Below are 25,352 nucleotides of genomic sequence, written 5' to 3'. Positions count from 1 at the left end.
CGAAGGGGGGACCCAATATGGAGTTAAGACCAATAACAACTGGAGTGCAACGGGTTGGCAACGATCCGACATCGCATTCTATTCCTGATAGTTCTTCTGACTCCGTTCAAACAGAGCTAGGCGGTTTGATATCGACAAATCAATTGCTGCATAAGCATGATTACGAATTGAGTATTTCAGATAAAGCCCTCGTACAAGCCATCGAAAAAGTGAATAAAACTCTTGAGGGAGCCAGACATAAAATTCAATACAGTATTCACGAGAAAACGAAGCAGATTTTAGTGAAGGTCATTAATGCGGACACGGATGAGGTTATCCGAGAAATTCCGAGTGAAAAAGTGGTTGATCTGATTGCAAAGTTTCAAGAAATTAATGGGCTAACTATTGATGAGAAAAGGTAGGTGCTAGCATGAATCTACAAGCTCAGGAAACTTATCTGAGAATGCAAGTTAACACGGCAGCTCCTTGGGAATTAACAACTTTACTTTTTAACGGATGCATCAAGTTTATGAAGCAGGCACTATCAGGCATCCAAAATCAAGATTATAACGTTAAAAACGTGAATATTAAGAAAGCAGTAAATATTATAGATGAGTTACTCATTACACTGAATCATAATTACGAAATTGCGGGCCAGCTAGAAAGGATTTATGATTACGTGAAAAGAAGGCTTTTTCACGCTAATTTTAAATTGGATACCAATGTGCTTCAAGAATGTATTGACTTGATTACGGAATTGCGGGATACATGGGTAATCGCAATGAAGGAGCTTCATTCTGTAGCGAAGGTTCAATCATGATGGCTACAGGACAAGCGGCATTTTCCTTATTTCAAGAGCTAAAACAAACCACTGGGCTGTTGTTAGAGCTTGATATTGAATCTGAAGCTGAGATGTCCACTTTAGAGGCATTGCAATCAAAACAAGCGGATATATTAAAGCAGCTAGGGGAGATCGATCTAGCCGATCCCTTAGATCCGGAAATTATTCATCTTGCTTCCGAATGCAACCGTCTTGAAACCTTGTTCAATGAGAAGCTTCATAAATTTCAGGGTGAGGTTAAGTCTCAGATCAATAAGATGAATCACGCCGCTCAATTTAAACATTCTTATCAGAGCCAATATACGCAAGCTGAAGGATATTTTGTTGATCAAAAAAAATAAAGATGGGAAGAGCCGATTTATGAGCAAGTTTTTGCTTATAAATCGGCTTTTTATAATGTCGGTTGTTAAGTGATATGGTTCATGAATATTCCGTAATAATGAGGAAATTGTTCTTTGTATTTTGTTAACATTGCCTTTGACAGCTCAGTATCGGTGCACCGGGTTAAATAAAGTACATAGATCGAAGGCTGGGTTGGGTTCAGTTCGATCGATTTATAGACAAACTCCAGCCCTTCTTGAAGTTCTGACTGATTGATATAAAGCTTGCCCAAATTTTCGTACCCCACCGCACCCAATTGATCATCCTGAATCAGCAGGGAGTAGTAGTCAAGGGCAAGCTGGAGCTGATTTTGGGCGTAGAAATGATCGCCTAATAAATTGGCCAGTAGATGATTGTAGGATTGCAAGCGTTGAATAAACAAATCATAGGTGTCAAAGTAGCCGAACTTAAATAAATCAATCAGCAGCGTAACTATATAATTAAGCTGATAAGGAGTGAATGAAGGTTCATGTCTATTTTCAGTCGAGAGAGAATCGGTCGCGACCGAGATAATTTGTTTTAAATGTTCCAAATTCAATGCTTCCGTCTCATTAGGTTCTTGCAAAAGCCCGGCATAAGCAGGCTGATTCCATATCAAACTCGCTAAGACGAACAGCTTATTATTGTGTTCGCTTTGTTCTCCTTGCTCCATGTTTTGGACGAAACGGTCAAACGCGTGCTGGTCGTTTCGAATCAATGCCACGAGCAGTTGATAGTGGGAGGACAAAGTGATTTGATGCTTCTCGCATAAGAGTTGGTAATAATCAATTAGCGCTTGGTTGCCTAACAGAAGGCTAACCTGGAAGAGCTGAAGAATGTCCGATTGAGACGGGTTCACGAAAATTTTCTCCATGAACGCTGTGATAGATTCTGGACTTTCATATTGAGACAGCAAATTTAATAATTGATAAAGAACTTTCTGATCGCCGGGACTTAAATTAATGAGTTTTGCCAATACGGATACGGACTTCGGAATATCCGATTTCGATAAATAAATATTCGTCAGATGCACTAAAGGAACAATGCTTCCGTAGTTGGGAGACACAAGCCAATATCTGCCGTCTTTTCCTGCCGGGGACGCAGCAATTTTCAGGCTCGTTTCAAACCATTCGGCTGCAAGGTCAGTGAGTCCGATTTTTTCGAGAATCAACGCTTTATAGCAATAGTAATCGGCATAAGCGGGAAAGCGTCTAAGACCTTCCGCGACAACCTCCAAAGCCTCCTTAAGACGATCCAGCTCTATAAGAGTGATAACCATTTGATTCATGCAATGCAGAATAAAAGCTTGATTTTCAGCTTTCTTAGTCATAGCTCTCTTGTAATAATAAAGAGCCTTCTTCAAATCTCCTACGCCGAAATATTCGTTGCCAAGCGTAAAGTAGTCGTATTCTTCGAATTGTCTCGTTTCTTTTAGTTTTTCAAAAATGGCAAGGTTGCGGTTTGACTTGTTTTTTTCTTTTTTCGTTTCCTGTGTATACCCCGTATGAAAGATGGAAAGGCGATAGTAAATTTGTTTGATTTCACCGTGCCTATAAACAACCTGTTCATGAATAGCCCGCTCGAAATAAACATCGGGATCGTTGGAGAACAAACGCAATGCAGTTGATTCCACCATTTTCCCTTCTCTGATAGGTCCGGTGTAGTTGTAAATGGTTAAGATGTAGCCCATCGGGATCTCGCTATCATTTTGCTCCAGCATATCCCTTAGACGGTCCATCTGTGTGCTATCCACGTATTCGTCCGCATCCAGAACCAAAATCCACTTGGAAGTTGCCTTCCGTATAGCTTCATTCTTGGCCGCGGCGAAGTCGTTGATCCATTCGAAATCGAAAACTTGGCTCGTATATTCCAGAGCAATCTGTTTCGTTGAATCTACGGATCCGGTGTCCACAATGACGATTTCATCAACGTAATTTTTTACACTATCCAGGCAGCGGCGCAACACTTTTTCCTCGTCTCTAACGATCATGCAAAGAGAGAGCAGTTTATCCATAAATCCTCCTTAAGCAAATGGGAAATCTTTCAGCCCCGGAAACTTATTCACTAATATTGACCGTACCTCTTCCCGATCTTCGCTTGCAGCCAGATGCTGGAGCAAGAACGTATAGAGTGTCACATTTTGCGGGTCAAGCTCCAAGGATTTTCTTATAAAATCGAGGCCTTCCAGGAGATCGCCTTGAGCGACATAAAGTCTCCCTACATGTTCAAAGCCTTGCGAGTCAAGAGTTTGATGATTAAGCAGGGAGGAATAGAAGTCAATAGCTAGTTCATATTGGCGATCTTTAAAGAAACTGTCGCCCAGCAAGTTTAAGAAAGAAGAATGGTTGAATTCATTGATTAGTAGGTCGCAGCAGTGGTATTGTTCGGCGTAAAAAAATCTCATGTACACATTCACTAACAAATGATCTTCATACGTTTTTTGGCCGGAGACCCCCCACAATAAAAAAGCCATATACGCGACGTCAGGGTCGATTTCAGCAGGTGACTCCTCTTGTATGAACGAATGATAGAGAGAGGTATTCTCAAAAAGCATCGCATACAATAGCTTCAGCCTTAGAGGTGGCTCTACATTACGTTGCTCGCAAAGCTTCCAATAGGCAGCTGACAACGGTTTCCGCCCCAGCTCTATGCACAATTCGAGCATCATCATGAGTTGATACGGTTGAGGCTCCGGATAGAACGATTGCAAAAGCGATTCGAATCCTTCCGATTCGCCAAAAGAATGCAGGATGATGAACAATTGCTTCAGCGTTGTTATATGATCCGGATTTACGTAGATCAGTTTGGACAAGACAGGGACAGCTTCTTGATGCTCGAAATTGCGCATATGTAAGACGGCAAGCTGCTGCAGCGGAAGCGAACTGGCGTAGTTCGGACTGATCAGTACCTTCTCGGATTGAGGTATATCAGGATTATCGGCCAAATTCATGCAAATCCTTAGAACATCTTGAGCAAGACCGTCAAAACCCAGTTTGGCCAGCAGATGGCCCTTTTGCCAATGAAAATCGCAAGAATAAGGCCATTTCGCTTGAGCGGCAAGGATCTGACGATATGCTTCCGTATATTCAGCCAAATTCATACAGCAATTAATAAGATTGCCGATGCAGAGAGGCAGCCAGCTTTTATCCGCCTCGGAAGGTTGATTGGCTTGGTGGTAGCATTTTAAAGCTTCCTGGTAATTTTGTTGCATGGTATATTCATTTCCAAGTGTAAACCAGTCATAGCACGAGAGATTGCCTTGATCTCGCATTGCCTCAAAGATGGCCATATTGCGGGATGATTTTTGTTTAGCGTCAATGACATCCTGGAGGTAGCCCGTATGGTAAATAGCGAATGAGCCTTCAATCTCCTGCAAATCGCCTTTCGAGCTGTGCAACTGCTCATGGATAGGTCTGATGAAATGAATGCTCTGGTTATTATTAAACACGCGAATCGCCCTGGATTCGGAAATTTTGCCCGAGTTGGCCAGTCCTACATAATTATAGATCGGGACGATGATGCCGGTTGGGCCTTGGACGGAAAGGTTTTTTAGAAAAATGACCAGGTCAGACGCAGCTTGGGAGTCTAAGTATTCATCGGCATCCAGGATCAAAATCCATTTTCCTGTTGCATGGCGAATAGAAGTATTGCGTGCCGCGGCAAAGTCTTGTTTCCAAACGAAATCGATGACGTTAGGGGTATAGCGTTGGGCTATTTCCTTTGTAGCATCCGTCGAACCCGTATCGACCACAATGATTTCATCAACGCAACCGGAGACGCTATGCAAGCACTTGTCCAAATATTCGGCTTCGTCTTTGACGATCATGCACAAGCTTATAAAGGGATTCATTGTATTCTCCTCAATGGTTGGTTATGATATTACGGCTCCTAAAATGCGAATCTTGTTACAGTATATCAGAATTTGTTAAATCGTGTCGCAATTCTAATTAAATGCAGATCGTTTGTCGATATTAAGTAATAACAGTATTTATTTGAATAGTCGGGGGAGTTCCTTTGAAAACAAGTATCGTAATAGCCACTTATAACAAGTTGGACTATACAAAACAATGTATTGAAAGTATCAGAACTTATACGCAACCAGGCTCTTACGAAATCATTGTTGTGGACAATTATTCCACCGATCAAACTGTTGCATGGCTTTCCCAACAAAACGACATTCGTTTAATTGCCAATCAGGAGAACCTCGGTTTCCCCAAAGCATGCAATCAAGGGATAGAGATAGCTTCCGGAGATAATATTTTATTACTGAATAACGATACCATCGTAACTTCCAATTGGCTCGACAACATGTTGGCGTGTTTATACAGCAAGGACGATGTGGGGGCCGTTGGCGTAGTCACGAATAATATTTCATACTATCAAAAAATTCCGACGACATACGGAACATTGGATGAGATGCAAGGTTTTGCAGCTATGCATAACGTTTCCGACTCCTCTAAATGGGAGGAATGCCTTAAACTCGTAGGTTTTTGCATGTTAATTAAAACTTCAGTTGTGGAAGAAATCGGCCTGTTGGACGAACGATTCACCCCGGGAAATTATGAAGATGACGATTACTCCGTACGCATTGTACTCGCCGGCTACAAACTGATGGTTTGCAGAGATACATTTATCCATCATTATGGCAGCACCTCTTTTAAAGAAGACAACTCCAGGTTTGTGCAATTATTGATGACAAACCGGGAGAAATTTCTGGACAAATGGAATTTTGATGCCGATACTTCCAACATCATCCGAGAAGATTTGGTCACGCTGCTGGTTAAACCTTGGGATCAAGCAATCAGAGTTTTGGATGTAGGATGCCTTTGCGGCGGAACGTTGCTTCGAATCAAGCATATGTACCCTCACGCAGAGCTTCACGGAGTGGAAACCAATACTGTCTGCAAGCAAATAGCGGGCCATTTTGCAGAAATAAGCAGCCCAGATGAATTGAGGTTTGAAGAAAACTATTTCGATTATATACTATTTTCGGATAGAACGTTGTTGGCCGACCATGCGCACAACAAACTGAGTGGTTACCGGAAGCTTTTGAAAGAGGATGGCAAGCTGCTCATGGCTGTTCCTAATATTCTTCATTATCGAGCCGTCAAGAGCTTCATTACCGGAAATATCGGCAAAGAACAAAGAGGCTTTTACAATCTTGGTGAAATTAACCGTGCGTTCGATGAAGCTGGTTTCACAGATGTTGGTATTACAGGAGTTCCTTCGGCCAGAATGGGGGCGCACGATCAGAGTTTTATTGCAAAGTTGGCGGAGCTGGCGCAAGCCCCTTCAAGCACAGCCTATGAGATCGAGTTTTTTTTGATTAGGGCTGGCGTCAAAGCAATCGGGAATAGAGCCATTGCCGAGGTTTTGGGGGACTTGCTGAACGAAACTTCCAGGAATGCGGCAATTCAAAAGCTGGCAGTGTTCGATGCTTCCGAAGTTATAGATACGCTGCTGCAAACGGCGAGCAATCCAAGCGAATTGCTGAATCAAATCGCCATTCTTCACTATGAGCAGGGCTATCATGAGCAGGTGCTGCCTTACTTGCATCAGGCGCATGCGCTCAATAGCAGCGATGAAACGACGTTATACAACCTGGGATATATCCTTTACAGATATGGCGAGTCTGAAACTGCTTTAAGCTATTTAAACGAGATTCGTCAACCAGACGAAGAGCTGCAAGATTTACTTCAACATATTCAATTGGAACTCAGGAAAGCAGCGAGCCAAGGGGATTCCATTAAACATATTCTTAGAAGAATCGAATTTAATATAGATGAAGAAGAAGCTGTACAACAGTTTATTGGAGTGATGCAGAATGGTCAGATTCAAGTTGAGGAGATCATTCAGACGGTCGAAACGGATATTATTCATAAAGCAGAACTGCTGAATCAGTTGGGCTGTGTATGCGCTCAGCACGAGTTGTACGATATGGTCATACCTTTGTTTAATCAATCGCTAGCGTGGAACCCTGCTAATCCAGCAGCTTTATACAATCTTGGGATGTTCCTGCATCAACTAGGTGAACATGCAAGCGCTTTGCATTACCTGGAGCAAATCGTTGAGAAAGATGATGGAATCATTGAAACGATTGACTTAATAAGAAGGGGACTTCTCCATGAACAATACTAAAATTTGCTTTATTTACTCTATTAGTAATGAACATTACTACGAAGAGTCTTTAAAGTACTTGAGTTCTTTAGTTATACCTAAAGATTTTGAAGTAGAGGTTATTGCCGTTAAGGAGTCCGCCGGGATCGCAGCAGGATACAATCAAGCGATGAGTAGTTCTGATGCTAAATATAAAGTTTATGTGCATGAATCGGCCTTCATTGTGAACAAAAGTTTTATATGCGATGTAGTGGGGCTGTTTCAAAAGCATCCGTCTCTCGGTATGTTAGGCATGGTAGGCGGCCAAATTTCAGTGACAGGATCCCCGTACGAGTTCAAAAATCCTTATGGCATGATGTATAAATATGTCGATCATAAAATGAGCTTGGTTTCACATAGCGGTGTGCCCTTTGATTATGTTGAAGTACAAGCGGTCGATGGTTTTTTGATGATAACGCAGTATGATCTGCCTTGGAGAGAAGACTTGTTCAACGGAGATCAGTGCTTTGACCTGTCTCAATCGCTGGAATTCAAGCAAGCTGGATTTGAAGTGGGGGTTGCCAGACAAAGTACGCCGTGGTGCATCTCTGAGCAGCCTGTCATTCCACAGTCGCGATGGGAAAAGGATAAAGAAACCTTATTGGGAGAGTACGCGCGTGTTTTGTACCCGTTAGTAAGCGTTATGATTCCGACCTATAATAGACCTTACTATTTTGAACTAGCTTTGCAGAGTGTTCTTCAACAAACCTATAGAAATATTGAGATTATCGTGTGTGACGATAGCACCAATGACGAAACGAGTAAAATTATTCAACCTTACTTGCAAAAATTCAAGCAAATCCGTTATTTTAAGAATCCTGCCAATCTCGGTCAGTTTGATAACGATCTTCAATGTATGGAACTGGCCAAAGGGCAGTTTGTAAACTTTTTGATGGATGACGATTTGTTCCATCCTTCCAAAATCGAGAAGATGATGCAGTATTTTATTGAAGATACCGAACAGGAGATCACGCTCGTTACCTCACATAGGCAATTAATTGACGATAGTGGCAAATACGCAGGGCAGCTTCAAGCTACCGCTCGTCTTTTTGATACAGATACCGTTATAAATGGAATCGAGGCCGGGGAACTGATGCTGGGCCAAGTATTAAATTTTATCGGTGAGCCGACAACTGTTTTGTTTCGAAAGCAAGACTTGGAAGAACCTTTCGGGTGTTTCCGCGGCAGAAAATATATATGTAACGTAGACATGGCCTCATGGGGCAACCTGCAAGCTAAAGGCAAAACCGTATATATCGCAGAGACACTCAGCTATTACCGTAAACATGGAGAGCAGCAACTTCAATCGAAAAAAATGCTCATCGGCGGACTATGCGATCTTGCTCATCAAGTGCTGGAGAGCCCCTACAAGGGTTTCTTTGCCGACAAAGAAAACTATCATAAAGCTATAAGCAACGCTATCCGTTATTTTAACCAGATTGAGCGGCAATTGAATGAGGAAGACAGGGTGGGGGAGCTTTATCAAGAGAGCCGAGACTACTATCGGCTACTGCATGAGAAACTGGAAGAAATAGAGGAGGCTATTAAGCAGGAGCAGCCTCTGGTCAGCGTATTGATTCCCGCGTACAATAGGCCGCATTATTTAGAATTGGCTTTGCAAAGCGTGTTAAATCAGACCTATAGAAATATAGAAATAATTATTAGTGACGACAGCACGAATGATGAAGTAAAGGAAATGCTACAGCCTTATCTGCAAAATCATAAGCATATTATTTACATTAAAAACGAACCCTCGTTACAAAGGGAAAATTTTATTCAATGTTTTAAACTTGCTAAAGGAGAGTATGTAAATTTTTTAATGGATGACGATTTATTTCATCCTGAGAAGATAGAACGCATGATAGAGTATTATTTAGCGGATCCTAGCATAACCTTAGTGACTTCATACAGAGAAATAATTGATGAAAATGGACGACCTCTTCCTCAGAAAGCTTATAATGCCAAATTATTTAACACGGATACAATTATTGACGGCAAAGAATTGGGAAATTATGTTCTGAGAAACATGATTAATCTTATTGGCGAGCCCACAACTGTTTTGTTTAGGAAAAGTAATATTCAATACTATGGTACATACAAAGATACGGATCATTGGTACAATTGTCTTATCGATCTGGCTGTGTGGATTGAACTCCTTGCTCAAGGGAAAGGGGTTTATATTGCGGAACCGCTAAGCTATTTCCGTCGACACAGCGATCAAGCTCAAGATAATCCTAATTATTATTATTATAATATTTCTAATTGGTACAATCTTTTTCAAGATGCCCGGAAAGATGGTTTCTTAAATGATCCGAAAGATTATAGAATGAGCTTGTCTAAATACATCGCAACATGTTTGCACATCGTAGAATTTTATAGCAATTTGAACATGTCCCATGTTATTATCCAAAATAATCTAGAAGATTATATTGTTCAAGCAGTGAAAGAGTTTATTTCCTTACCGAATAATTAAGCAAAACGTATTTTTATAAAAAATTGGAGGAAAATAGGATGAATTTAAATGATATCTCTGCTTCGATGTTAGAGGAACACCAATACAATATGCAAATTAAAGGATACAGTGTATTTGAAAATTTTTTAGATCACAATTCATGTGAAATCTTAAAAGAAAGGCTAATGAAGGCTATTCAGGAATACAAGCCCGCTGGTACTGAACGTAGTATTTTAGATAAATATCTAATTCATGATCTGCTTTGTCAGGATCTGGCTTTTGGAAAATTATTAGAGGATACAAGGCTGCAAAAGTTAATGGGGGCTGTTCTTGGGGAATACTGGATTATGTACGCTTATACTTCATCCTCTTTACCTCCACATGGTGATAATTATGGAAGTAGATTGCATGTAGATTGTCCGAGACATATTCCAAATTACGCGACGAATGTTGGAGTCATGTGGATATTAGATGATTTTACGGTTGAAAATGGCGCAACAAAAGTTCTAGCAGGATCACATAATAGCACTGCAGTACCTACCGAGGAGTACTTTGAAAAAAACTGTGAACAGTTGACTTGTTCAAAAGGTTCGATAATTGTTATTAATGCGAGAGTATGGCACCGTGCGGGGGTAAATAAGACAGACAATTGGAGGCATTCATTAACAATGAATGCTTGTCGGCCATATATGAAACAAAGGATGGATTGGGTGCGGTGTATTCCAGAAGCCATATCTGATCAGTTAAACTCACAAGCACGTAGAATCATCGGCTTTGATACTAGATTGCCAACGAGCATGGAACAATTTTTTGTTCGAGATGAAGATCGTCTATATAAACCAAATCAAGAATAGTTATGCGTAGAAGGGGAGATCAGGATGAGTTCAGAGATTATTAATGCAAATATTGAGGTTCATACAATTGTTGCCGATACCTATCATACAGAGCCTCATTTTAAACCAGAGAATAAAGCTAAGGTTAGAAATAACTTAATACAGCTACGGCCTGAAAATGCGGCAAAGCTTTTGGATATGGGATGTGGAACCGGATTTATAATTGACCTTGCAAAGGATTTGTTTAAAGAGATTCATGGCGTTGATGTTACGCAAGCTATGCTGGATAAAGTCGATACATCGAATGGCAACATAACGCTGCATAATACATCAGCTGATGCAGTTCCATTCAAAGCAGAATATTTTGATATGGTTACAGCGTATTCTTTTATACATCATGTTGAGGATTATGTTGCGATTTTGAAGGAAGCTTATCGAGTGTTGAGACCGGGAGGTATTTTTTATGTTGATTTAGAGCCAAATAAATTATTTTGGGAAAAAATAAATAGGCTTGATAAATCAGATGTTAAATCCGGATTGTCAGATATTGTTGTAAAAGAAGTTGCATCGGTATTATATACAGATGTAAAGGTAGAAAAGGAATACGGAATCAACAAAGATACATTCAATAAAGCGGAATATATAAAAAATATTTTAGGTGGTATTGAGCCCTATCAGTTTAAACAGGATGCTATGCAAATAGGATTCAGCGAATGTGAAATTTCATTTCAATGGTTTCTTGGTCAAGGTTCGGTTATGCATGGTCAATCCTTTGAAGATGCGCAATCAGTTGATGAGTATCTAAGATCAATCTCTCCGCTGAGCGATGATCTTTATAAATATTTACGTTTTGTTCTTGTTAAATGAAATGGGAATTAAGGGAAAGTTATGCGGGTGGAACATCGCTTTTCGCGTGAACGAACCTGAAAGGATAGTTTGTTTTCAATAAACGCCCGGCCTAGAAAGCCGGTTCTAAGTCCGTAAACAAATGAAAGTAATATTCTATATATTGGGAGTATATAATGACAAATCAATTGGATAAATATGCAGAGGCATATGAAGATACCTTCTTATATGCTCTTGATAATGACCTAATTATAAATTGGTATCCTGGTAGAATTTTAAATCTAGTGGAAGGAAAGAAGAGCCTACTAGAGCTTGGTGTCGGGCATGGCTATGCGACTGTACAGTTTTGTAAACATTTCGAGCGCTATCTAGTTATCGAAGGGTCAACAGAGATTATAAAAAAATTCCACGAGAAACATGGAAAGCAGAATGTACACATTTTACATTCATACTTTGAAGAATTTGACACAACGGAAAAGTTTGATGTTATTGTAATGGGCTTCATATTGGAGCATGTTGATGATCCCGAATTGATATTGAAGAAATATAAACAATTTTTAAAACCGGATGGATCTATTTTTGTCAGTGTTCCTAATTATGAGGCTTTGAATAAACGAATTGGTTATTTTGCTGGAATGATTAGCGATTTAACAGCCCTGTCTGAGGCTGATAAAGCGCTAGGACACCAAAGGCTTTTCAGTGTCAAAACTTTAACGGAGCTTGTCGAGAATACAGGGTTCAAAGTTAAAACTGTTGAAGGTCTTTTGTTAAAACCTATTACCACAAGTCAAATTGTGCAGCTCGGTTTATCGAGAGAAGTGTTGCATGCTATGCTGGAAGCCGGAATTGATTATCCGGAATTGAGCGTGGGTATTCTTATGGAACTAAAGGTGGAATAAGAATATGAGAATCATGATTGTCGGTCACACATCTATGATAGGCAGACGATTAAACGATGCACTTTGCATTAAACATGAAGTAATTACATGTGGTCGAAGTGACCGTTCAGATGTTTTTATTGATTTAAATGAAACTGAGATTAGTTTATTAAATAATTATTCTTTATTAGAAAAAGTAGACGTAATTGTTCATTGTGCTGCCAGTTTTTTAGGAAATACAGGTGAAGAAACAATAACAAATGAAATAATAAATTCTGTAGGATCTTTAAAAGTTGGATTATTAGCCTCTAAAATTGGGTGCGATCAGATCGTATATATATCTAGCCTCTCTGCTTATGATTGTGTTGAAAATGAATATTTCGGTTCTTATGGGCTTTCGAAAAAACATGGACATGAGAATTTGCAATTTATTTGCAAAAATCAGGGCATTCGCTATACGGCTTTATTGCCTTCTCAAATCTATGATGAAATGGGGGAGGCTCAAAAACATCAAAAGCTACTCTATCACTTTGTTAATTGTGCCCAGCAAGGAAATGACATTGAGATCTTCGGAAAAAAAGATGTGGTTAGAAATTATCTATACGTAAGTGATTTAGTAGAAATTATTGAGCGGGTTGTTGAAAACAAAATAATTGGAGTATACCCATGTATATATCCTCAAAATTATAAATTAAGCACAATCGCCGAACTTGCATTGGAAATTTTTGAGGGTACTGGATCAGTAAAATTTTTAGAAGATAAACCTAGTATTCCCGAAATTTTTATTCCTGACGATATAGACCTATATCAACAGATACATTATGAACCTCAAACTGATATGAGGGCTGGATTGACGTTGATTAAGGAACACTTTCGAAATGGAGGGATAACCAATGTTTAATGTATTAGTTACAGGGGTTGGAGCAATTATAGGATACGGAATTATAAAATCTTTAAGAAATTCCAAGTACTCTGTGAACATCGTAGGCATGGATATCTATGAAGACGCAGTTGGGCAACAATGGTGCGATTTTTTTGAAAAAGCTGTTCCAGCAAATGCCCCAGAATATCCTATATTTATTGAAAAAATAGTAAAAAAATACAAGATTGATTTAATTATACCAGGTATTGAGCAAGATGGTTTTCGTTTAGCAAAAGAATTCGATAAATTCGAAGGTTTGAATGTTAAAATTGTATTAAACCGATTTGAGTTAATAGATATAGCATCGGATAAATGGTTAACACATCAAAAATTAATTCAAAATGAATTTGATGTTATTAATTCCTACGTCGAAGGTGAATTTACTGAATTATCGGAAAAATTGAATGTGCCTATGCTAGTGAAACCAAGGCGATCTTACGCTTCAAAGGGAATACAAAGAGTATATTCAGATTACGAATTTACTTTTTGGAAGAATAAATTGAGAGATGACTTTATGGTTCAGGAGATTGTTGGAAGCGAAGAAGAGGAATATACTGTTGGTGCTTTCGGCTTAGGGGATGGAACAATCTGTCAGCAAATAACACTGCAGAGAAAATTAAGTGGTGAAGGAGCTACTTCTAAGGCTAAAGTTTGCCATATTAGTGAACTCGAAAATCTTGTAAAGCGCTTAAGTCAGGTCTTCCAACCAATAGGACCGACAAATTTCCAATTTAGAAAAAAAGCAGGGATATTTTTGCTTTTGGAAATTAATCCTAGAATTTCATCGTCAACTTCGTTAAGAAGTGCTTTCGGTTTCAATGAAGCAGAGATGAGTATTGAATTCTACTTGGAAGGTAAAATACCTGCGATTCGGGAAATCAAAAACGGTTCCGCTCAAAGATATATTGAAGATAGGATAACACTATGTTAGCGATTATTTCGGATATACACGGAAATTACCCTGCATTAAAGGCCGTAATGAATGAGATTGATCATTTGCAATGCAAGAAAATTATTTCTTTAGGCGATGTTGCAGGGTATTATTGCATGGTTAATGAATGTATTGATTTATTGCGGGATCGTAACGTTGTGAATCTGATGGGTAATCATGATTATTATTTAGCTCATAATTCGCCCTGCCCTCGTTCCAATAGTGCTAATAGGTGCCTGGATTTCCAAAGATCGAATATAACAAATGAAAATTTACAATGGTTGACGAATGCAGTTGAACATATTGCTCATAATGATATCAGCATGGTGCATGGAGGCTGGAATGATTCATTGGATGAGTACTTATATGAACTAAGAATTGAATACTTTGCCGATAAAAAAGAAACCTATTTTTTTTCTGGTCATACTCATGTGCAAGTGTTGGCGGAATTGGGCGATAAAATTTATTGTAATCCAGGGTCTGTTGGGCAACCAAGAGATGGTGATTGGAGAGCAGCGTATGCAATATTCGAATATGGAAAAATTTATTTAAAAAGGGTCGAATACGATGTCGATTTAATTGCTGACAATATGGAAAAATCCGGGTTCGATTCGTATTACTATAGCAATTTATATGCTGGAACTCGAATCGGGGGCCGAATCTCCCAAATTCATTATAAATAATAGGTGTATTATGAGAAAAATTGCAATAATCCAATCAAATTATATTCCTTGGAAAGGATATTTTGACATAATCAACGACGTTGATCTATTTATTTTTTATGATGATGTGCAATATACCAAGAACGACTGGAGAAACCGTAATAAAATAAAGTCACAGCAAGGTTCTCAATGGTTAACTATCCCAATCGGTTCTCATAATGATAAATTGATATGTGAAATTACGCTCGAAAATAAACGATGGGCCCAAAAACATTTTTATACTATTAAGGCTAACTATTCTAGAGCTCCATTCTTCAAAAGATATAAAGATTTTCTTGAAAATGTGTACCTGGAAAAAGAGTGGATGAATTTATCGGAATTAAATCAATATCTTATAAAGGTCATTTCAAAAGATTTCCTAGGGTGCAAGACTGAATTCTCAGATTCTCGAGAGTACAATTTAAAAGGCGCAAAGCTTGATCGACTTATCAATTTATTAAAGCTTGTTGAATCGGATGTCTATGTGTCCGGTCCTGCTGCAAAAACCTATATAACAGATCAAACATTTTTTGACAATGGGATAGAGTTAATCTATAAGAATTATACAGGATACCCTGTATACCCTCAGATACATCCACCTTTTGACCACTACGTAACGATATTAGATTTATTATTCCACACAGGTCCGGATGCAGCAAATTTTATTTGGGGATGGAGACAATTATGATTCCTTTTAACGTCCCTGCAGTGACGGGAAACGAGGAAAAATACATAAAAAAAGCCATTGAAAACCGAAAATTATCGGGGGATGGATACTTTACAAAAATGGCCAGCGGGATTCTTGAACATAAGTTTGGCTCGCATAAGACATTGTTAACAACTTCGTGTACACATGCGCTTGAAATGGGGGCCTTATTGGCTGACATAGAACCTGGGGATGAAGTTATTATGCCCTCTTATACCTTTGTTTCAACGGCTAATGCTTTTGTTTTACGAGGGGCGCGAATAAAATTTGTAGACATACGCCCTGACACCCTTAATATGAATGAAAATTTAATTGAGCAAGCCATTACAAAAAAAACAAAGGCAATCATTCCGGTCCATTACGCAGGCGTCTCATGTGAGATGGACACGATCATGCATTTGGCTGAAAAATATAAACTAATGGTGATAGAAGACGCTGCTCAAGGCATCATGGGCCAATATAAGGGTCAATATTTGGGGACCATTGGCCACATGGGTTGTTTCAGCTTTCACGAAACAAAAAACTTGCAATGTGGAGAAGGCGGAGCGATCCTATTCCAAGAACAATCACTTTATGAGCGAGCAGAAATTATAAGAGAAAAAGGAACCAATCGGTCACGTTTTTTTAGGGGACAGATAGATAAATATACATGGGTTGATATAGGTTCTTCGTATCTTCCAAGCGAACTGAACGCTGCTTTTTTATTCGGTCAGTTGGAAAAAGCTGAGGAAATTAATGATAACCGTCTCTCTATTTGGAATAGATATTTTGTTCAGCTAAAGCCACTATATGATTTGGAGATCCTATCACTACCTACCGTCCCCGCTTATTGTAAGCACAATGCTCATATGTTCTATATAAAAGCCCGGAATTTGGAAGAAAGGAGCAACTTGATACAATTTTTAAAAGATCGAGGAGTTGCGGCGGTTTTCCATTATGTGCCTCTACACACAACTGAAGTAGGGCAAAAATATGGGGAATTCTCAGATACGGATCAATTTACTACTAGTGAAAGCAACAGAATAATTAGATTGCCATTATATTATAATATGCTGGAACAAGATATTGATAAAGTTATTGATTGCATATATGCATTCTACAATAAGTAGCATGTGTCCTCTAAGATGATTGGTAGTAATCTTTATAACTTTAATTAGTTGGGGCGTGGCGAGATGCAAGATATTAATCAGCAATTAATCACTATAAAACAAAGGATTACGGAGCTTATTCAAAGGGGACATTTGAATGAATCCATGCGCCTCATTGAGGAATTAGAACGTGTTGTGTTAAATGATCCTGAAATCTACTCTATTAAGTCGACACTATTTTTCCATTTAAATGATTTGGCAAAGGCGGAAGAAGTCGCGGAAATTGGATTACTGTTGAATCCGATAGACTCAGATTTGGTATTCAATTTAGCTTTTATTTTGTTTCAAGCAGGTAAGGATTCGCAAGCTAAGTACATGTTATCGATAGCAATCGACTATTCTCAAAAACCCGAGTTAGTTCCAGATTTAAATAAGTATCTCGAAGAAGTTGAAAGAAAGTACCAATTATCGGATGCATGGGAGACAAACAGGGAACCTGATTCGTTTTTATATTTATTGCTTAAAGAGGTGTACTCGAATTTTCCTAATCATTATAAATACAATGTTGATATTGAGTACATGGACTTGATGAAGCACCCCATTCAGAATGTTCAAATTATTGATGTCCTTTCTGAACGTAAAGCTATTGCAAAACATATCGAGGGTTTATCTCGACTCTTCAATCTTCTACACGACGAAAATTCCAAAAACTTACTTTTAAAAGTGTTAACTTTTCGTATTTTAGGCAATCAGAAGCTTCAACTTCCACTAAATAATACAAAATACTGGGAACAGAGAAAGAAGATCAGAGGTTGGGTTGTTTCCCAAGACACGTTAATTACTGCTTATGAAAAATTGTATTTACAGATTTATAATTTAAACAGCGTAGGTATTCCTATACAGATGTATAATGCTGCGCCCGGAATTCATCATATTTTTGTGACGAAACAGTATGAACATCATAGCTCCTCAATGCATATCAAAGCGCTGGAGGATGATATTGTCATTGATTGCGGGGGCTGTTGGGGAGACACAGCGTTGTACTTTGCGAACGAAGTCGGACAACGCGGAAAAGTCTACACCATGGAGTTTATTCCGAGTAATTTGAACATTCTTTATCGTAATTTAGATTTGAACCCCGAACTAAAGAATCGAATCACTGTTGTTCCGAATCCAGTATGGAATGAATCCAATCAATCCGCTTACTATGTGGACCGTGGGGGCGCAAGCCTTGTTAGTATGGAACCGTTTGGTAATAGTGATCAAACGGTTCAAACTTTGACTATTGATGATTTGGTAATTAAATATGGATTGGAACAAGTGGATTTCATAAAAATGGATGTTGAAGGCGCTGAAATGAAAGCTCTGCAAGGGGCAGTTAACACCATTAGCAAATTCCGCCCTACTCTCGCTATTTCACTATATCATCAAATAAGTGATTTTCAAGATGTACCTGAGTTTATTGCTCAACTTTGTGAAGACTACATTTACTTATTGAATCATAGTACAATACTTAGCTTTGAAACAATATTGTTTGCAGTACCAAAGGAAAAAATGCCTCCAATTTTCTCATGAAAGTGATCTTCTCATGGATACCATCACTTAATCTGGAGTAAAATTAAAAATGAAAACAACTTTAAATTTTTGCACTTTGTTCCCGGATGCGCAAGATTTTCACCTCACAAAAGATGTAGGAATGATTCCTTACATCTTACAGAAGCATTATCATTATGAGGCTTGGATTGCGTGTTATGAACCGAATATATCAAAGACGATTCGCACGGAACTGGTAGGGAAGATAACTGATAACTTCGCTACAAACGGCCTTATTTATATTAATGAACAAGCCAGGAATATAGATGTATTGCAAGTTTATCACTTGACGGAGTATTCGTTAAAATGGATTGCGTTGTATAAGCATTTAAATCCTAAAGGGATTGTGTTATTAAAACTAGACGCCCCATCTGGAATTGTGCATGAGAAATTTAACGATGACGTTTTTAGATTATTAAAACTGTGCGACATAATTACAGTGGAAAGCAGGTCCATCAAAGAGAAAATCAACGCTGCTTGGCCTGTGCCTATTGTGCATTCCGCTAATGGCTTCTACGATAATGGAATTCGTGAAAAAATTCCTTATGAATATAAAGATAATACTATTCTAACTGTCGGACGGTTGGGAACGCCTCAAAAAGCAACAGAATTATTGCTGGAATCTTTTCAGATGGCTAGGGGGTCTTTGCCCGATTGGAAGCTTCAATTAGTTGGAGGAATAGAGCCCAAGTTCCAGAGCTATATAGATCAATTTTTCTTACGAAATCCAGATCTGAGGGACCGAATCGAATTTGTGGGTCCTATATCGGATCGGGATCGGCTTGAGCATGTTTATCGAAAAGCTAAAGTGTTCTGTCTGCCGTCCAGGGACGAAGGCTTTCCATTAGTTTTTCCGGAAGCTGCGAAGAATGGTTGCTTTATAGTGGCTTCTGACCTTCCTGCAAGCCGGGATATTACAAATAACGAGATGTACGGGAAGATTTTCCCTGTAGATAGCGTCGTTAAGCTGGCTGAAGCATTGGTCATGAGCTGTGAAAATAAGGTAAAGCTAAAGTGGACGTGCGAACATATTCAAGATTATGCTTATGAGGAATTTTACTGGCCAACCTTATGCGGCGATCTCAATAAGCGTATTATGGATATCTATCAGAGCAAGTAAAATCCAGGCTAGGAAAACGAAATGGCTCTAATTAAAGCCTTCAGGGATCAATATTCCTTGAGGCTTTATTTTTTATGGGTCACTAAAGGTATCGCGGCATTAATTCTGTATATCATACAGAGAGCGATTTGACACACTTAAACAAGATCTGTGGGTAAAGAAATGTCCCGATGTAGTAGTGTGATTTCATTGTGCACAACTCATCCGGCTCATGCCAATTTGTTGTGAATAACCTCATCACGAACCTGTGGATAATGTGTATAATTTTGTGAATAACTAATGAAAACAAGCTTTCACGACAAAATTCGATGTTAAGGAAATGTGAATACGCGAATTTTCTAAAAATTTTGTACATATAAATTGACATGTCAATCTATCGAGTGGTATATTCGTTAAGTAAGGGCTTACATTTATTTGAAAATGAAGGGATTGTGCTGCAATGCAAGGTAAAGTTAAATGGTTTAACGCAGAAAAAGGCTATGGCTTCATTGAACGCGAAGACGGTGGAGACGTATTCGTACATTTCTCCGCTATCCAATCCGATGGGTTCAAAACTTTAGAAGAAGGTCAATCCGTAGAGTTTGATATTGTAGAAGGCGCACGCGGCCCGCAAGCAGCAAACGTGACAAAACTTTAATCATCCGGCTGAGAGAGCCGCTTGAATACAAACAGAAATGAAGCCCTGTGGATGCATGGGGCTGACCGTAAAAAAGGTTGAGGATAAAATCCTCAGCCTTTTTTTCTATAGCGGAATAACCAGCATACTATGCTTGTTTTCAATTTCTTAAAGGTACTTTACAGGATCTTTTCTGAACCTTCTACGAAGTACATTTTTATTTAATCTGCTATTCCAGCACTGTTACGATCGGTCGTTTTGACGCCGCGGCGATTCAGTTCATCGGAGGGCTTCTGAATGAGTGCATTGCGAATTTGGGCAGCGGTAGGACATACTCCAAGCGAAGATGACCCCTTGAAGTGTAGCAATTTTTTTTTCGAACAGTAGGGGCTCGAACTATTTTTGATTCACAATGTGGACAGTTGGACATTTCGTGACGAAAGTATATGTTTTTTTCAGGAATAATCTATTTTTAGGACGCATAAAGAAACCCCTGTTCATCTAAGAATGATTTTTCATTACTTTGATAAACAGAGGCCAAAAGCCTTCGTTGCACGCTTATTCCGCTGCAGCTTTTTTTTGCTTTCACATGAAAAATTTTAAATATTTGGTTGTTTGATTTAAAAAAATAAAATTTTCAAAATATTCCACCATATGTTTAGACAAGATTTTATAATAAATGTATGATTATGATCGAATAAGTAAATAAAGGAGAGATTGTATTGAAAAAACTTGTTTCGATTATTCTGTTAACTATGATGATTTTCCTAGTAGCTCCTATTTCCTCTGTTTTTGCTTCTGAACAGACTTGGGTTGAGCAAAAGGAAATGACCAATCCAAGGACAGGGTCAATGGTCGTTCAAGTAAATGGATTAATATACTCAATAGGTGGTGCAAATGGATCTACTGCATACTCAGATGTACAGGTATACGATCCAACTAAAAATACATGGTCTATAAAGACAAGTATGTCGAAAGCCCGAGGTTATGCAGTTAAAGCAGTTATAAATAATAAAATATATATAATGGGTGGATATACGGGAAATTTACAATCATGGAGTGGTGGAGAAGCACTTAGCACAGTTGAAGTCTATGACCCTACTACTGACACTTGGACAAAGAAAGCAGACATGCCTTTTGTATTAGGTGCAGCAGCCTCCGCTGTGTATAATGATAAAATTTATATTTTTGGTGGTTATGGGAATACATATACTTCGATTGACAGAGTAGCTGTGTATGATCCTGTCTCTGAGACTTGGACATATAAGTCTAAAATGCCATTGGTAAACACCGGAGCAGCTGCAGTTGTAGTAAGTGATAGTGTTTACTTAGTCGGTGGAAAAAATAATCAAGCTAGTGCCATTTACTCTATTATGCAAAAGTATGATCCAATAAATGATAAATGGAGTACACAATCTTATATGCCTACTCCTAGAAGCGCTCTTAGTGCGGAGGTTTATGCAGGGAAAATATATGCAATAGGCGGAGCAAATGCTTCAGGAGTAGTAAATACAGTTGAGGCATATAATTTAGAGACAAATACTTGGTCAACAGAACCAAGTGTGGTTAATGCAAGATATCTTCATGGATCAGCAAATATAAACGGGAATTTTTACGTTATTGGTGGAAGTACCACATCTCTTTCAGCCACAGGTAGCGTGGAAAAACTCACAGTTTCTGGTGGACAAGTGCCTCCGAGCAATGATAACAGAAGAGCTATTCTAACAATCACACTAGACACTGGTCTTGAAAAAGAGTTCGATCTATCCATGAAAGAAGTAAATGCTTTCATTTCTTGGTTTGAAGCTAAATCTGCTGGAACAGGCACAGCATCTTATGCAATTAATAAGCATGATAACAACAAGGGGCCTTTCAGTAGCAGGAAAGATTATGTGATTTTTAATAAGATTTTGACTTATGAAGTTAGCGAATACACGGTTACGACTCCGTAAAAGAATATGCTATTAATCGATAAAGCCCTCTTTCCAAAAGGATTGAGGGCTTTTTTTGCACTTGAAAAGTTTCCTTCCCGCAAACGCCGAATCAGCATGACTCGGCGTTTTTGGTCGGTTCCCTGATGTCTCTCATCTGAGTAATATTTTGTATAAAAATAAAACAAGAGCGAAATATGAAGGAATTTTAAAGATGGGCTGGAATGTAGTATAATGTAGTAGAAGGGAGAGATGCACAATGAATTTTAGCATTCGTGGACAAAACCTTGAAGTAACTGATGCCCTCAGGGACTACGTCGAGAAGAAATTGAGAAGGCTAGAAAGGTATTTTGAAGCTCCCCTTACCTCCGATGTGTATGTGACTTTAAGCGTTCTGAAAGGTTATCAGGCGGTTGAAGTGACGATCCCGCTATCAGGCGTGCTGCTGCGGGCAGAGGAACGGAATAACGATATGTATGCATCGATTGATCTGGTTGTAGACAAACTGGAACGTCAAATTCGCAAGCACAAGACGAAAGCCAACCGGCAAATTCGCCAGGAAGGCGGTAAGCGGGATTTGTTTAAAGTCGATACGTCGTCGGCTTATGTGGACGAAGAAGACGATTTTGAACTGGTTCGCAACAAGCGCTTCACGCTGAAACCGATGGATGTCGAGGAAGCCATCCTGCAGATGAACATGGTGGGTCACAGCTTCTTTGTATTTTCCAACATGGATACGGATCAAGTGAATGTGGTGTATAAGCGCAACGACGGCAAATACGGCTTAATCGAGCCGGCCCAATAATTGAACTCATACCATACAAATATGAATTGAAGCTTGGTTCGGCCGCGGCCGGATCAGGCTTTTTTCCATTAGTCAAGATGGTATAATGAAGGCATTATGTGTATAGAGGAGAATCAGGAAATGAGCTGGAAGTTTTGGAATAGGAAGCAGGAAGATCCGCTAATGGAAAACCTCCATACCCGGGTAACTGAGTTGGGTGACCAATTGAATAAGCTGACTCGCTTGCAATATAAAACGAGCCAGGATGTCTTGGGGAAAGTGGAGCGATTGTCCGAAAATGTGGATGGACTGCTAGGCTGGCAATCCACTTATGAGCAGGCCCAGTCTGTCATCAAGCAGTTCGAGCATAAGGAACAAAGAACTATTGGGGCGCTGATCAGTTGGTTGGATGAACTGGATTACGCGATTGCCCAACTACATGGTAAGGAACAGTCGGCGTGGGAGCAACTGATGATTAGTTGGGCGGATCAGGTCATCGCGGTTCTTGCGACGTTAGGCGTTAATGAAATCAATGTGCGTGGACGGAGCTTTGATCCCCGGCATGCAGAATCGTTACAGACCGTACCCGTGGCCGAATTGATCCAGAGAGCCAAAGATCAGGTCAGACAGTATGTGGCTTACGAAGTTGTTGAAGTCATTAAGCGGGGTTATCTTCATGCGGATGGCCGTTTGCTGCGCAAGGCTCAAGTAATAACGGTGAGAGAGGGAGATACGCAATGACAGAACCTAATACCAATAACGGATTTCGCCCTATTGTAGGAATCGACCTGGGGACAACAAATTCAGCCATTGCTTACATACGTAATGGAAAACCGGAACTCATTCCTTCCTCTCAAGGCGATACCATCATTCCTTCGGTTGTTATGATTGATTTGTCGGGGAAAGCAATCGTCGGCAAGGATGCCCGCGATGCGCTCGTCGCTATGCCTCATCGTACGATCGCTGCTGTGAAAAGAAAGATGGGCGAAAGCGAACGTATTCCTTTGGCAAGCAGGGAGCTGCTGCCGCAAGAGATTTCCGCTTTGATTCTTAAAGAGCTTAAGGGTTTTGCCGATGCTCTGTATGGAGACGGAGAAAAAGAAGCCGTCATAACGGTTCCCGCTTATTTCACGGATGAACAGCGGAGAGCGACGAAGGAGGCCGGTGAATTAGCCGGATTCGTGGTGGAGCGGATTATTAACGAACCGACGGCTGCCGCACTGGCTTACGGACTGCAAAATCTGAATGAGGACTGCCACATTCTCGTGTACGACTTGGGTGGCGGGACGTTCGATGTCTCGGTCGTGGAGATGATGAGCGGCATTCTCGAGGTGAAAGCTTCTGCGGGCAATCGCCACCTTGGCGGCGAGGACTTTGATTGGCGGCTTGTGGATTGGTTCGCGGAACAAATGATCGCTCAGCACGGTGTAGATCCTCGATTCGATATTCGCGCCAAAGCGCTTTTGAAACAGGAAGCGGAGAGGGTGAAGATGGAGTTGTCCGCGCAGTCCGAATCGAACGTGGAGCTCCCGTTGGTCACGATCAAGGAAAACAAGCCAATAGGCTTGTTCGTCCGAGTTCGCCGTGAACAATTGGAAAGCCTCATTGAGGATTTGCTGTCCGAAACGTTAGACAGCGTCCGCAAAGTCGTAGCCGATGCAGGGTTGTCCGGGAAGGATATTGACCACGTACTGCTGGTAGGCGGTTCTACCCGGATACCTCGGGTGCATCAGCTGATTGCCGACTACTTTGGGAAAAAGCCGCGCGCTGACGTGAATCCCGATGAAGCCGTAGCGTTAGGAGCTGCCGTTCAGGCTGGGCTCAAGTCCGGGGCCTTGTCAAGCAGCGGACTTATTGCTACCGATGTCGCCCCGTTCTCGATGGGAGTTGCAGCGTTAAAAGAGGGCAAGCTGGGGAGGATGAAGCCCGGCGGATTCGTGCCCATCATTCCCCGCAATACGACGATTCCCGTGACGAGGTCGGAGAGGTTTTATACGGCTGCCCCTGGCCAAACCGCTGTGTCCATTGAGATTTATCAGGGTGAACACGAATGGGTGAAACATAACCATCCTTTGGGAGACTACCTCATGGAAGGTATTCCGGAGAACCGGAATGCGAATGAAGAAATTGAAGTAACATTCCGATACAATTTGAACGGTATTCTCGAAGTATCTTCCAAATGCGTCAGCACAGGGAAAGCAATGACTGTTTCCGTGCAGGACGCTTTGCAGCGCGATTCTCAGGCCGCCTATGAAGAGAGCTTGTCTAAACTGGAGAGCCTCTGGAGTGCAACGGTTGAAGACGTCGCGGACTCAGAACCAGAGGTCGATGAAGACGACGAAGATTGGGATCTGCTTGATTTGATGGCGGACAGTGAGTTGGATGAGGAAGTAGACGAATATGAAACCGTCTCTCCTTCCGAGCTCCGCAATCAGGCTGTCACGTTGAGGGATCGTGCAGCAGCCTTGCAGTTGAAACTTGATGAGCCGGGCCGTGCGGCAGCTCAGGAGATCGTTGCTGCTCTCGAACAAGCCTTGCAAGATGATAATGCCGAACGTTTGGAGCAAGCTGTAGATCAAGCAACAGACGCTCTTATTGATTTGGAAATGTAGGAG

Annotated in this window: 21 protein-coding genes and 1 pseudogene; 20 read left to right on the top strand and 2 right to left on the bottom strand. The window is 40.2% G+C overall.

The annotated features are described in order from the left end of the window. Positions 1 to 17: 17 nt before the first annotated feature. The 3 genes from AC0LWT_RS26745 to AC0LWT_RS26735 are packed head-to-tail and all read left to right on the top strand — an operon-like array spanning position 18 to position 1,161. Positions 18 to 401, top strand: coding sequence for a flagellar protein FlaG (locus tag AC0LWT_RS26745; RefSeq protein WP_474684333.1), 384 nt, complete (start codon positions 18 to 20; stop codon positions 399 to 401). An 8-nt stretch (positions 402 to 409) separates the two neighbouring features. Continuing rightward, complete coding sequence (fliS, locus tag AC0LWT_RS26740) at positions 410 to 799, top strand: flagellar export chaperone FliS (protein WP_474684332.1); 390 nt, start codon at positions 410 to 412, stop codon at positions 797 to 799. After that, entirely contained in the window at positions 796 to 1,161 is a 366-nt protein-coding gene (locus AC0LWT_RS26735) for a hypothetical protein (protein WP_474684331.1), read from the top strand. Before fliS ends, AC0LWT_RS26735 begins: the two co-directional genes overlap by 4 nt. A gap of 65 nt (positions 1,162 to 1,226) precedes the next feature. Here AC0LWT_RS26735 and AC0LWT_RS26730 read toward each other — a convergent pair whose 3' ends face one another. Beyond that, on the bottom strand, positions 1,227 to 3,194 hold the full coding sequence (locus tag AC0LWT_RS26730) for a tetratricopeptide repeat-containing glycosyltransferase family 2 protein (RefSeq protein WP_474684330.1): 1,968 nt from the start codon (positions 3,192 to 3,194) through the stop codon (positions 1,227 to 1,229). A gap of 9 nt (positions 3,195 to 3,203) precedes the next feature. Then, the gene (locus AC0LWT_RS26725) at positions 3,204 to 5,030 is read right to left on the bottom strand and encodes a glycosyltransferase (protein WP_474684329.1); all 1,827 of its coding nucleotides are present in this window, start codon (positions 5,028 to 5,030) and stop codon (positions 3,204 to 3,206) included. Between the two features lie 164 nt (positions 5,031 to 5,194). Here AC0LWT_RS26725 and AC0LWT_RS26720 point away from each other — a divergent pair, with 164 nt between their 5' ends. From AC0LWT_RS26720 to AC0LWT_RS26640, 17 genes and pseudogenes are all read left to right on the top strand, one after another. Beyond that, positions 5,195 to 7,318, top strand: coding sequence for a glycosyltransferase (locus tag AC0LWT_RS26720; protein ID WP_474684328.1), 2,124 nt, complete (start codon positions 5,195 to 5,197; stop codon positions 7,316 to 7,318). Beyond that, positions 7,305 to 9,302 (top strand): annotated as a pseudogene (locus tag AC0LWT_RS26715) (glycosyltransferase); the annotation flags it as partial. The gene AC0LWT_RS26720 and the pseudogene AC0LWT_RS26715, both read left to right, overlap by 14 nt. A 545-nt stretch (positions 9,303 to 9,847) precedes the next feature. Next, positions 9,848 to 10,642: a phytanoyl-CoA dioxygenase family protein gene (locus AC0LWT_RS26710; RefSeq protein ID WP_474684327.1), complete on the top strand. Its 795-nt coding sequence runs from the start codon at positions 9,848 to 9,850 to the stop codon at positions 10,640 to 10,642. A gap of 24 nt (positions 10,643 to 10,666) precedes the next feature. Then, entirely contained in the window at positions 10,667 to 11,488 is an 822-nt protein-coding gene (locus tag AC0LWT_RS26705) for a class I SAM-dependent methyltransferase (RefSeq protein ID WP_474684326.1), read from the top strand. A gap of 155 nt (positions 11,489 to 11,643) precedes the next feature. Beyond that, a complete protein-coding gene (locus AC0LWT_RS26700; RefSeq protein ID WP_474684325.1) occupies positions 11,644 to 12,366 on the top strand; it encodes a class I SAM-dependent methyltransferase in 723 nt (240 codons plus the stop codon). A gap of 4 nt (positions 12,367 to 12,370) precedes the next feature. Further along, a complete protein-coding gene (locus AC0LWT_RS26695; RefSeq protein WP_474684324.1) occupies positions 12,371 to 13,246 on the top strand; it encodes an NAD-dependent epimerase/dehydratase family protein in 876 nt (291 codons plus the stop codon). Then, positions 13,239 to 14,198 (top strand): ATP-grasp domain-containing protein, encoded by a 960-nt coding sequence (locus tag AC0LWT_RS26690; protein WP_474684323.1) that lies wholly within the window; start codon positions 13,239 to 13,241, stop codon positions 14,196 to 14,198. Before AC0LWT_RS26695 ends, AC0LWT_RS26690 begins: the two co-directional genes overlap by 8 nt. After that, entirely contained in the window at positions 14,192 to 14,881 is a 690-nt protein-coding gene (locus AC0LWT_RS26685; protein WP_474684322.1) for a metallophosphoesterase family protein, read from the top strand. The genes AC0LWT_RS26690 and AC0LWT_RS26685 overlap by 7 nt, the downstream gene beginning before the upstream one ends. A gap of 10 nt (positions 14,882 to 14,891) precedes the next feature. Further along, positions 14,892 to 15,587, top strand: a complete 696-nt coding sequence (locus tag AC0LWT_RS26680; RefSeq protein WP_474684321.1) for a WbqC family protein — start codon at positions 14,892 to 14,894, stop codon at positions 15,585 to 15,587. After that, complete coding sequence (gene rffA, locus AC0LWT_RS26675) at positions 15,584 to 16,714, top strand: dTDP-4-amino-4,6-dideoxygalactose transaminase (RefSeq protein ID WP_474684320.1); 1,131 nt, start codon at positions 15,584 to 15,586, stop codon at positions 16,712 to 16,714. Before AC0LWT_RS26680 ends, rffA begins: the two co-directional genes overlap by 4 nt. Before the next feature lie 63 nt (positions 16,715 to 16,777). Then, positions 16,778 to 18,268 carry an FkbM family methyltransferase gene (locus tag AC0LWT_RS26670; RefSeq protein ID WP_474684319.1) on the top strand — a complete coding sequence of 497 codons (1,491 nt, stop codon included), beginning with the start codon at positions 16,778 to 16,780 and terminating at the stop codon, positions 18,266 to 18,268. A gap of 49 nt (positions 18,269 to 18,317) precedes the next feature. Beyond that, on the top strand, positions 18,318 to 19,406 hold the full coding sequence (locus AC0LWT_RS26665; protein WP_474684318.1) for a glycosyltransferase family 4 protein: 1,089 nt from the start codon (positions 18,318 to 18,320) through the stop codon (positions 19,404 to 19,406). 439 nt (positions 19,407 to 19,845) lie between these two features. Beyond that, positions 19,846 to 20,043, top strand: a complete 198-nt coding sequence (locus tag AC0LWT_RS26660) for a cold shock domain-containing protein (RefSeq protein WP_474684317.1) — start codon at positions 19,846 to 19,848, stop codon at positions 20,041 to 20,043. 701 nt (positions 20,044 to 20,744) lie between these two features. Next, the gene (locus AC0LWT_RS26655; protein WP_474684316.1) at positions 20,745 to 21,974 is read left to right on the top strand and encodes a Kelch repeat-containing protein; all 1,230 of its coding nucleotides are present in this window, start codon (positions 20,745 to 20,747) and stop codon (positions 21,972 to 21,974) included. Positions 21,975 to 22,212: 238 nt separating this feature from the next. Then, positions 22,213 to 22,758, top strand: a complete 546-nt coding sequence (gene hpf, locus AC0LWT_RS26650; protein WP_474684315.1) for a ribosome hibernation-promoting factor, HPF/YfiA family — start codon at positions 22,213 to 22,215, stop codon at positions 22,756 to 22,758. Positions 22,759 to 22,878: 120 nt separating this feature from the next. Next, positions 22,879 to 23,478: a nucleotide exchange factor GrpE gene (locus tag AC0LWT_RS26645; protein ID WP_474684314.1), complete on the top strand. Its 600-nt coding sequence runs from the start codon at positions 22,879 to 22,881 to the stop codon at positions 23,476 to 23,478. Continuing rightward, positions 23,475 to 25,349, top strand: coding sequence for an Hsp70 family protein (locus AC0LWT_RS26640; protein WP_474684313.1), 1,875 nt, complete (start codon positions 23,475 to 23,477; stop codon positions 25,347 to 25,349). The genes AC0LWT_RS26645 and AC0LWT_RS26640 overlap by 4 nt, the downstream gene beginning before the upstream one ends. The last annotated feature ends 3 nt before the right edge of the window (positions 25,350 to 25,352 follow it).

It is taken from the genome of Paenibacillus sp. sgz302164 (genome assembly GCF_056120505.1).
This window is presented reverse-complemented; position numbering and strand designations above follow the sequence as displayed.

Bases quoted from the DNA above. Each gene is read 5' to 3' on its own strand.
- AC0LWT_RS26640 (WP_474684313.1), top strand. From the start codon at position 23,475: ATGACAGAACCTAATACCAATAACGGATTTCGCCCTATTGTAGGAATC.
- AC0LWT_RS26735 (WP_474684331.1), top strand. From the start codon at position 796: ATGATGGCTACAGGACAAGCGGCATTTTCCTTATTTCAAGAGCTAAAA.
- AC0LWT_RS26745 (WP_474684333.1), top strand. From the start codon at position 18: ATGGAGTTAAGACCAATAACAACTGGAGTGCAACGGGTTGGCAACGAT.
- AC0LWT_RS26680 (WP_474684321.1), top strand. From the start codon at position 14,892: ATGAGAAAAATTGCAATAATCCAATCAAATTATATTCCTTGGAAAGGA.
- AC0LWT_RS26725 (WP_474684329.1), bottom strand. From the start codon at position 5,030: ATGAATCCCTTTATAAGCTTGTGCATGATCGTCAAAGACGAAGCCGAA.
- fliS (WP_474684332.1), top strand. From the start codon at position 410: ATGAATCTACAAGCTCAGGAAACTTATCTGAGAATGCAAGTTAACACG.
- AC0LWT_RS26705 (WP_474684326.1), top strand. From the start codon at position 10,667: ATGAGTTCAGAGATTATTAATGCAAATATTGAGGTTCATACAATTGTT.
- AC0LWT_RS26685 (WP_474684322.1), top strand. From the start codon at position 14,192: ATGTTAGCGATTATTTCGGATATACACGGAAATTACCCTGCATTAAAG.
- hpf (WP_474684315.1), top strand. From the start codon at position 22,213: ATGAATTTTAGCATTCGTGGACAAAACCTTGAAGTAACTGATGCCCTC.
- AC0LWT_RS26730 (WP_474684330.1), bottom strand. From the start codon at position 3,194: ATGGATAAACTGCTCTCTCTTTGCATGATCGTTAGAGACGAGGAAAAA.
- AC0LWT_RS26710 (WP_474684327.1), top strand. From the start codon at position 9,848: ATGAATTTAAATGATATCTCTGCTTCGATGTTAGAGGAACACCAATAC.
- AC0LWT_RS26695 (WP_474684324.1), top strand. From the start codon at position 12,371: ATGAGAATCATGATTGTCGGTCACACATCTATGATAGGCAGACGATTA.
- rffA (WP_474684320.1), top strand. From the start codon at position 15,584: ATGATTCCTTTTAACGTCCCTGCAGTGACGGGAAACGAGGAAAAATAC.
- AC0LWT_RS26700 (WP_474684325.1), top strand. From the start codon at position 11,644: ATGACAAATCAATTGGATAAATATGCAGAGGCATATGAAGATACCTTC.
- AC0LWT_RS26670 (WP_474684319.1), top strand. From the start codon at position 16,778: ATGCAAGATATTAATCAGCAATTAATCACTATAAAACAAAGGATTACG.
- AC0LWT_RS26660 (WP_474684317.1), top strand. From the start codon at position 19,846: ATGCAAGGTAAAGTTAAATGGTTTAACGCAGAAAAAGGCTATGGCTTC.
- AC0LWT_RS26645 (WP_474684314.1), top strand. From the start codon at position 22,879: ATGAGCTGGAAGTTTTGGAATAGGAAGCAGGAAGATCCGCTAATGGAA.
- AC0LWT_RS26690 (WP_474684323.1), top strand. From the start codon at position 13,239: ATGTTTAATGTATTAGTTACAGGGGTTGGAGCAATTATAGGATACGGA.
- AC0LWT_RS26665 (WP_474684318.1), top strand. From the start codon at position 18,318: ATGAAAACAACTTTAAATTTTTGCACTTTGTTCCCGGATGCGCAAGAT.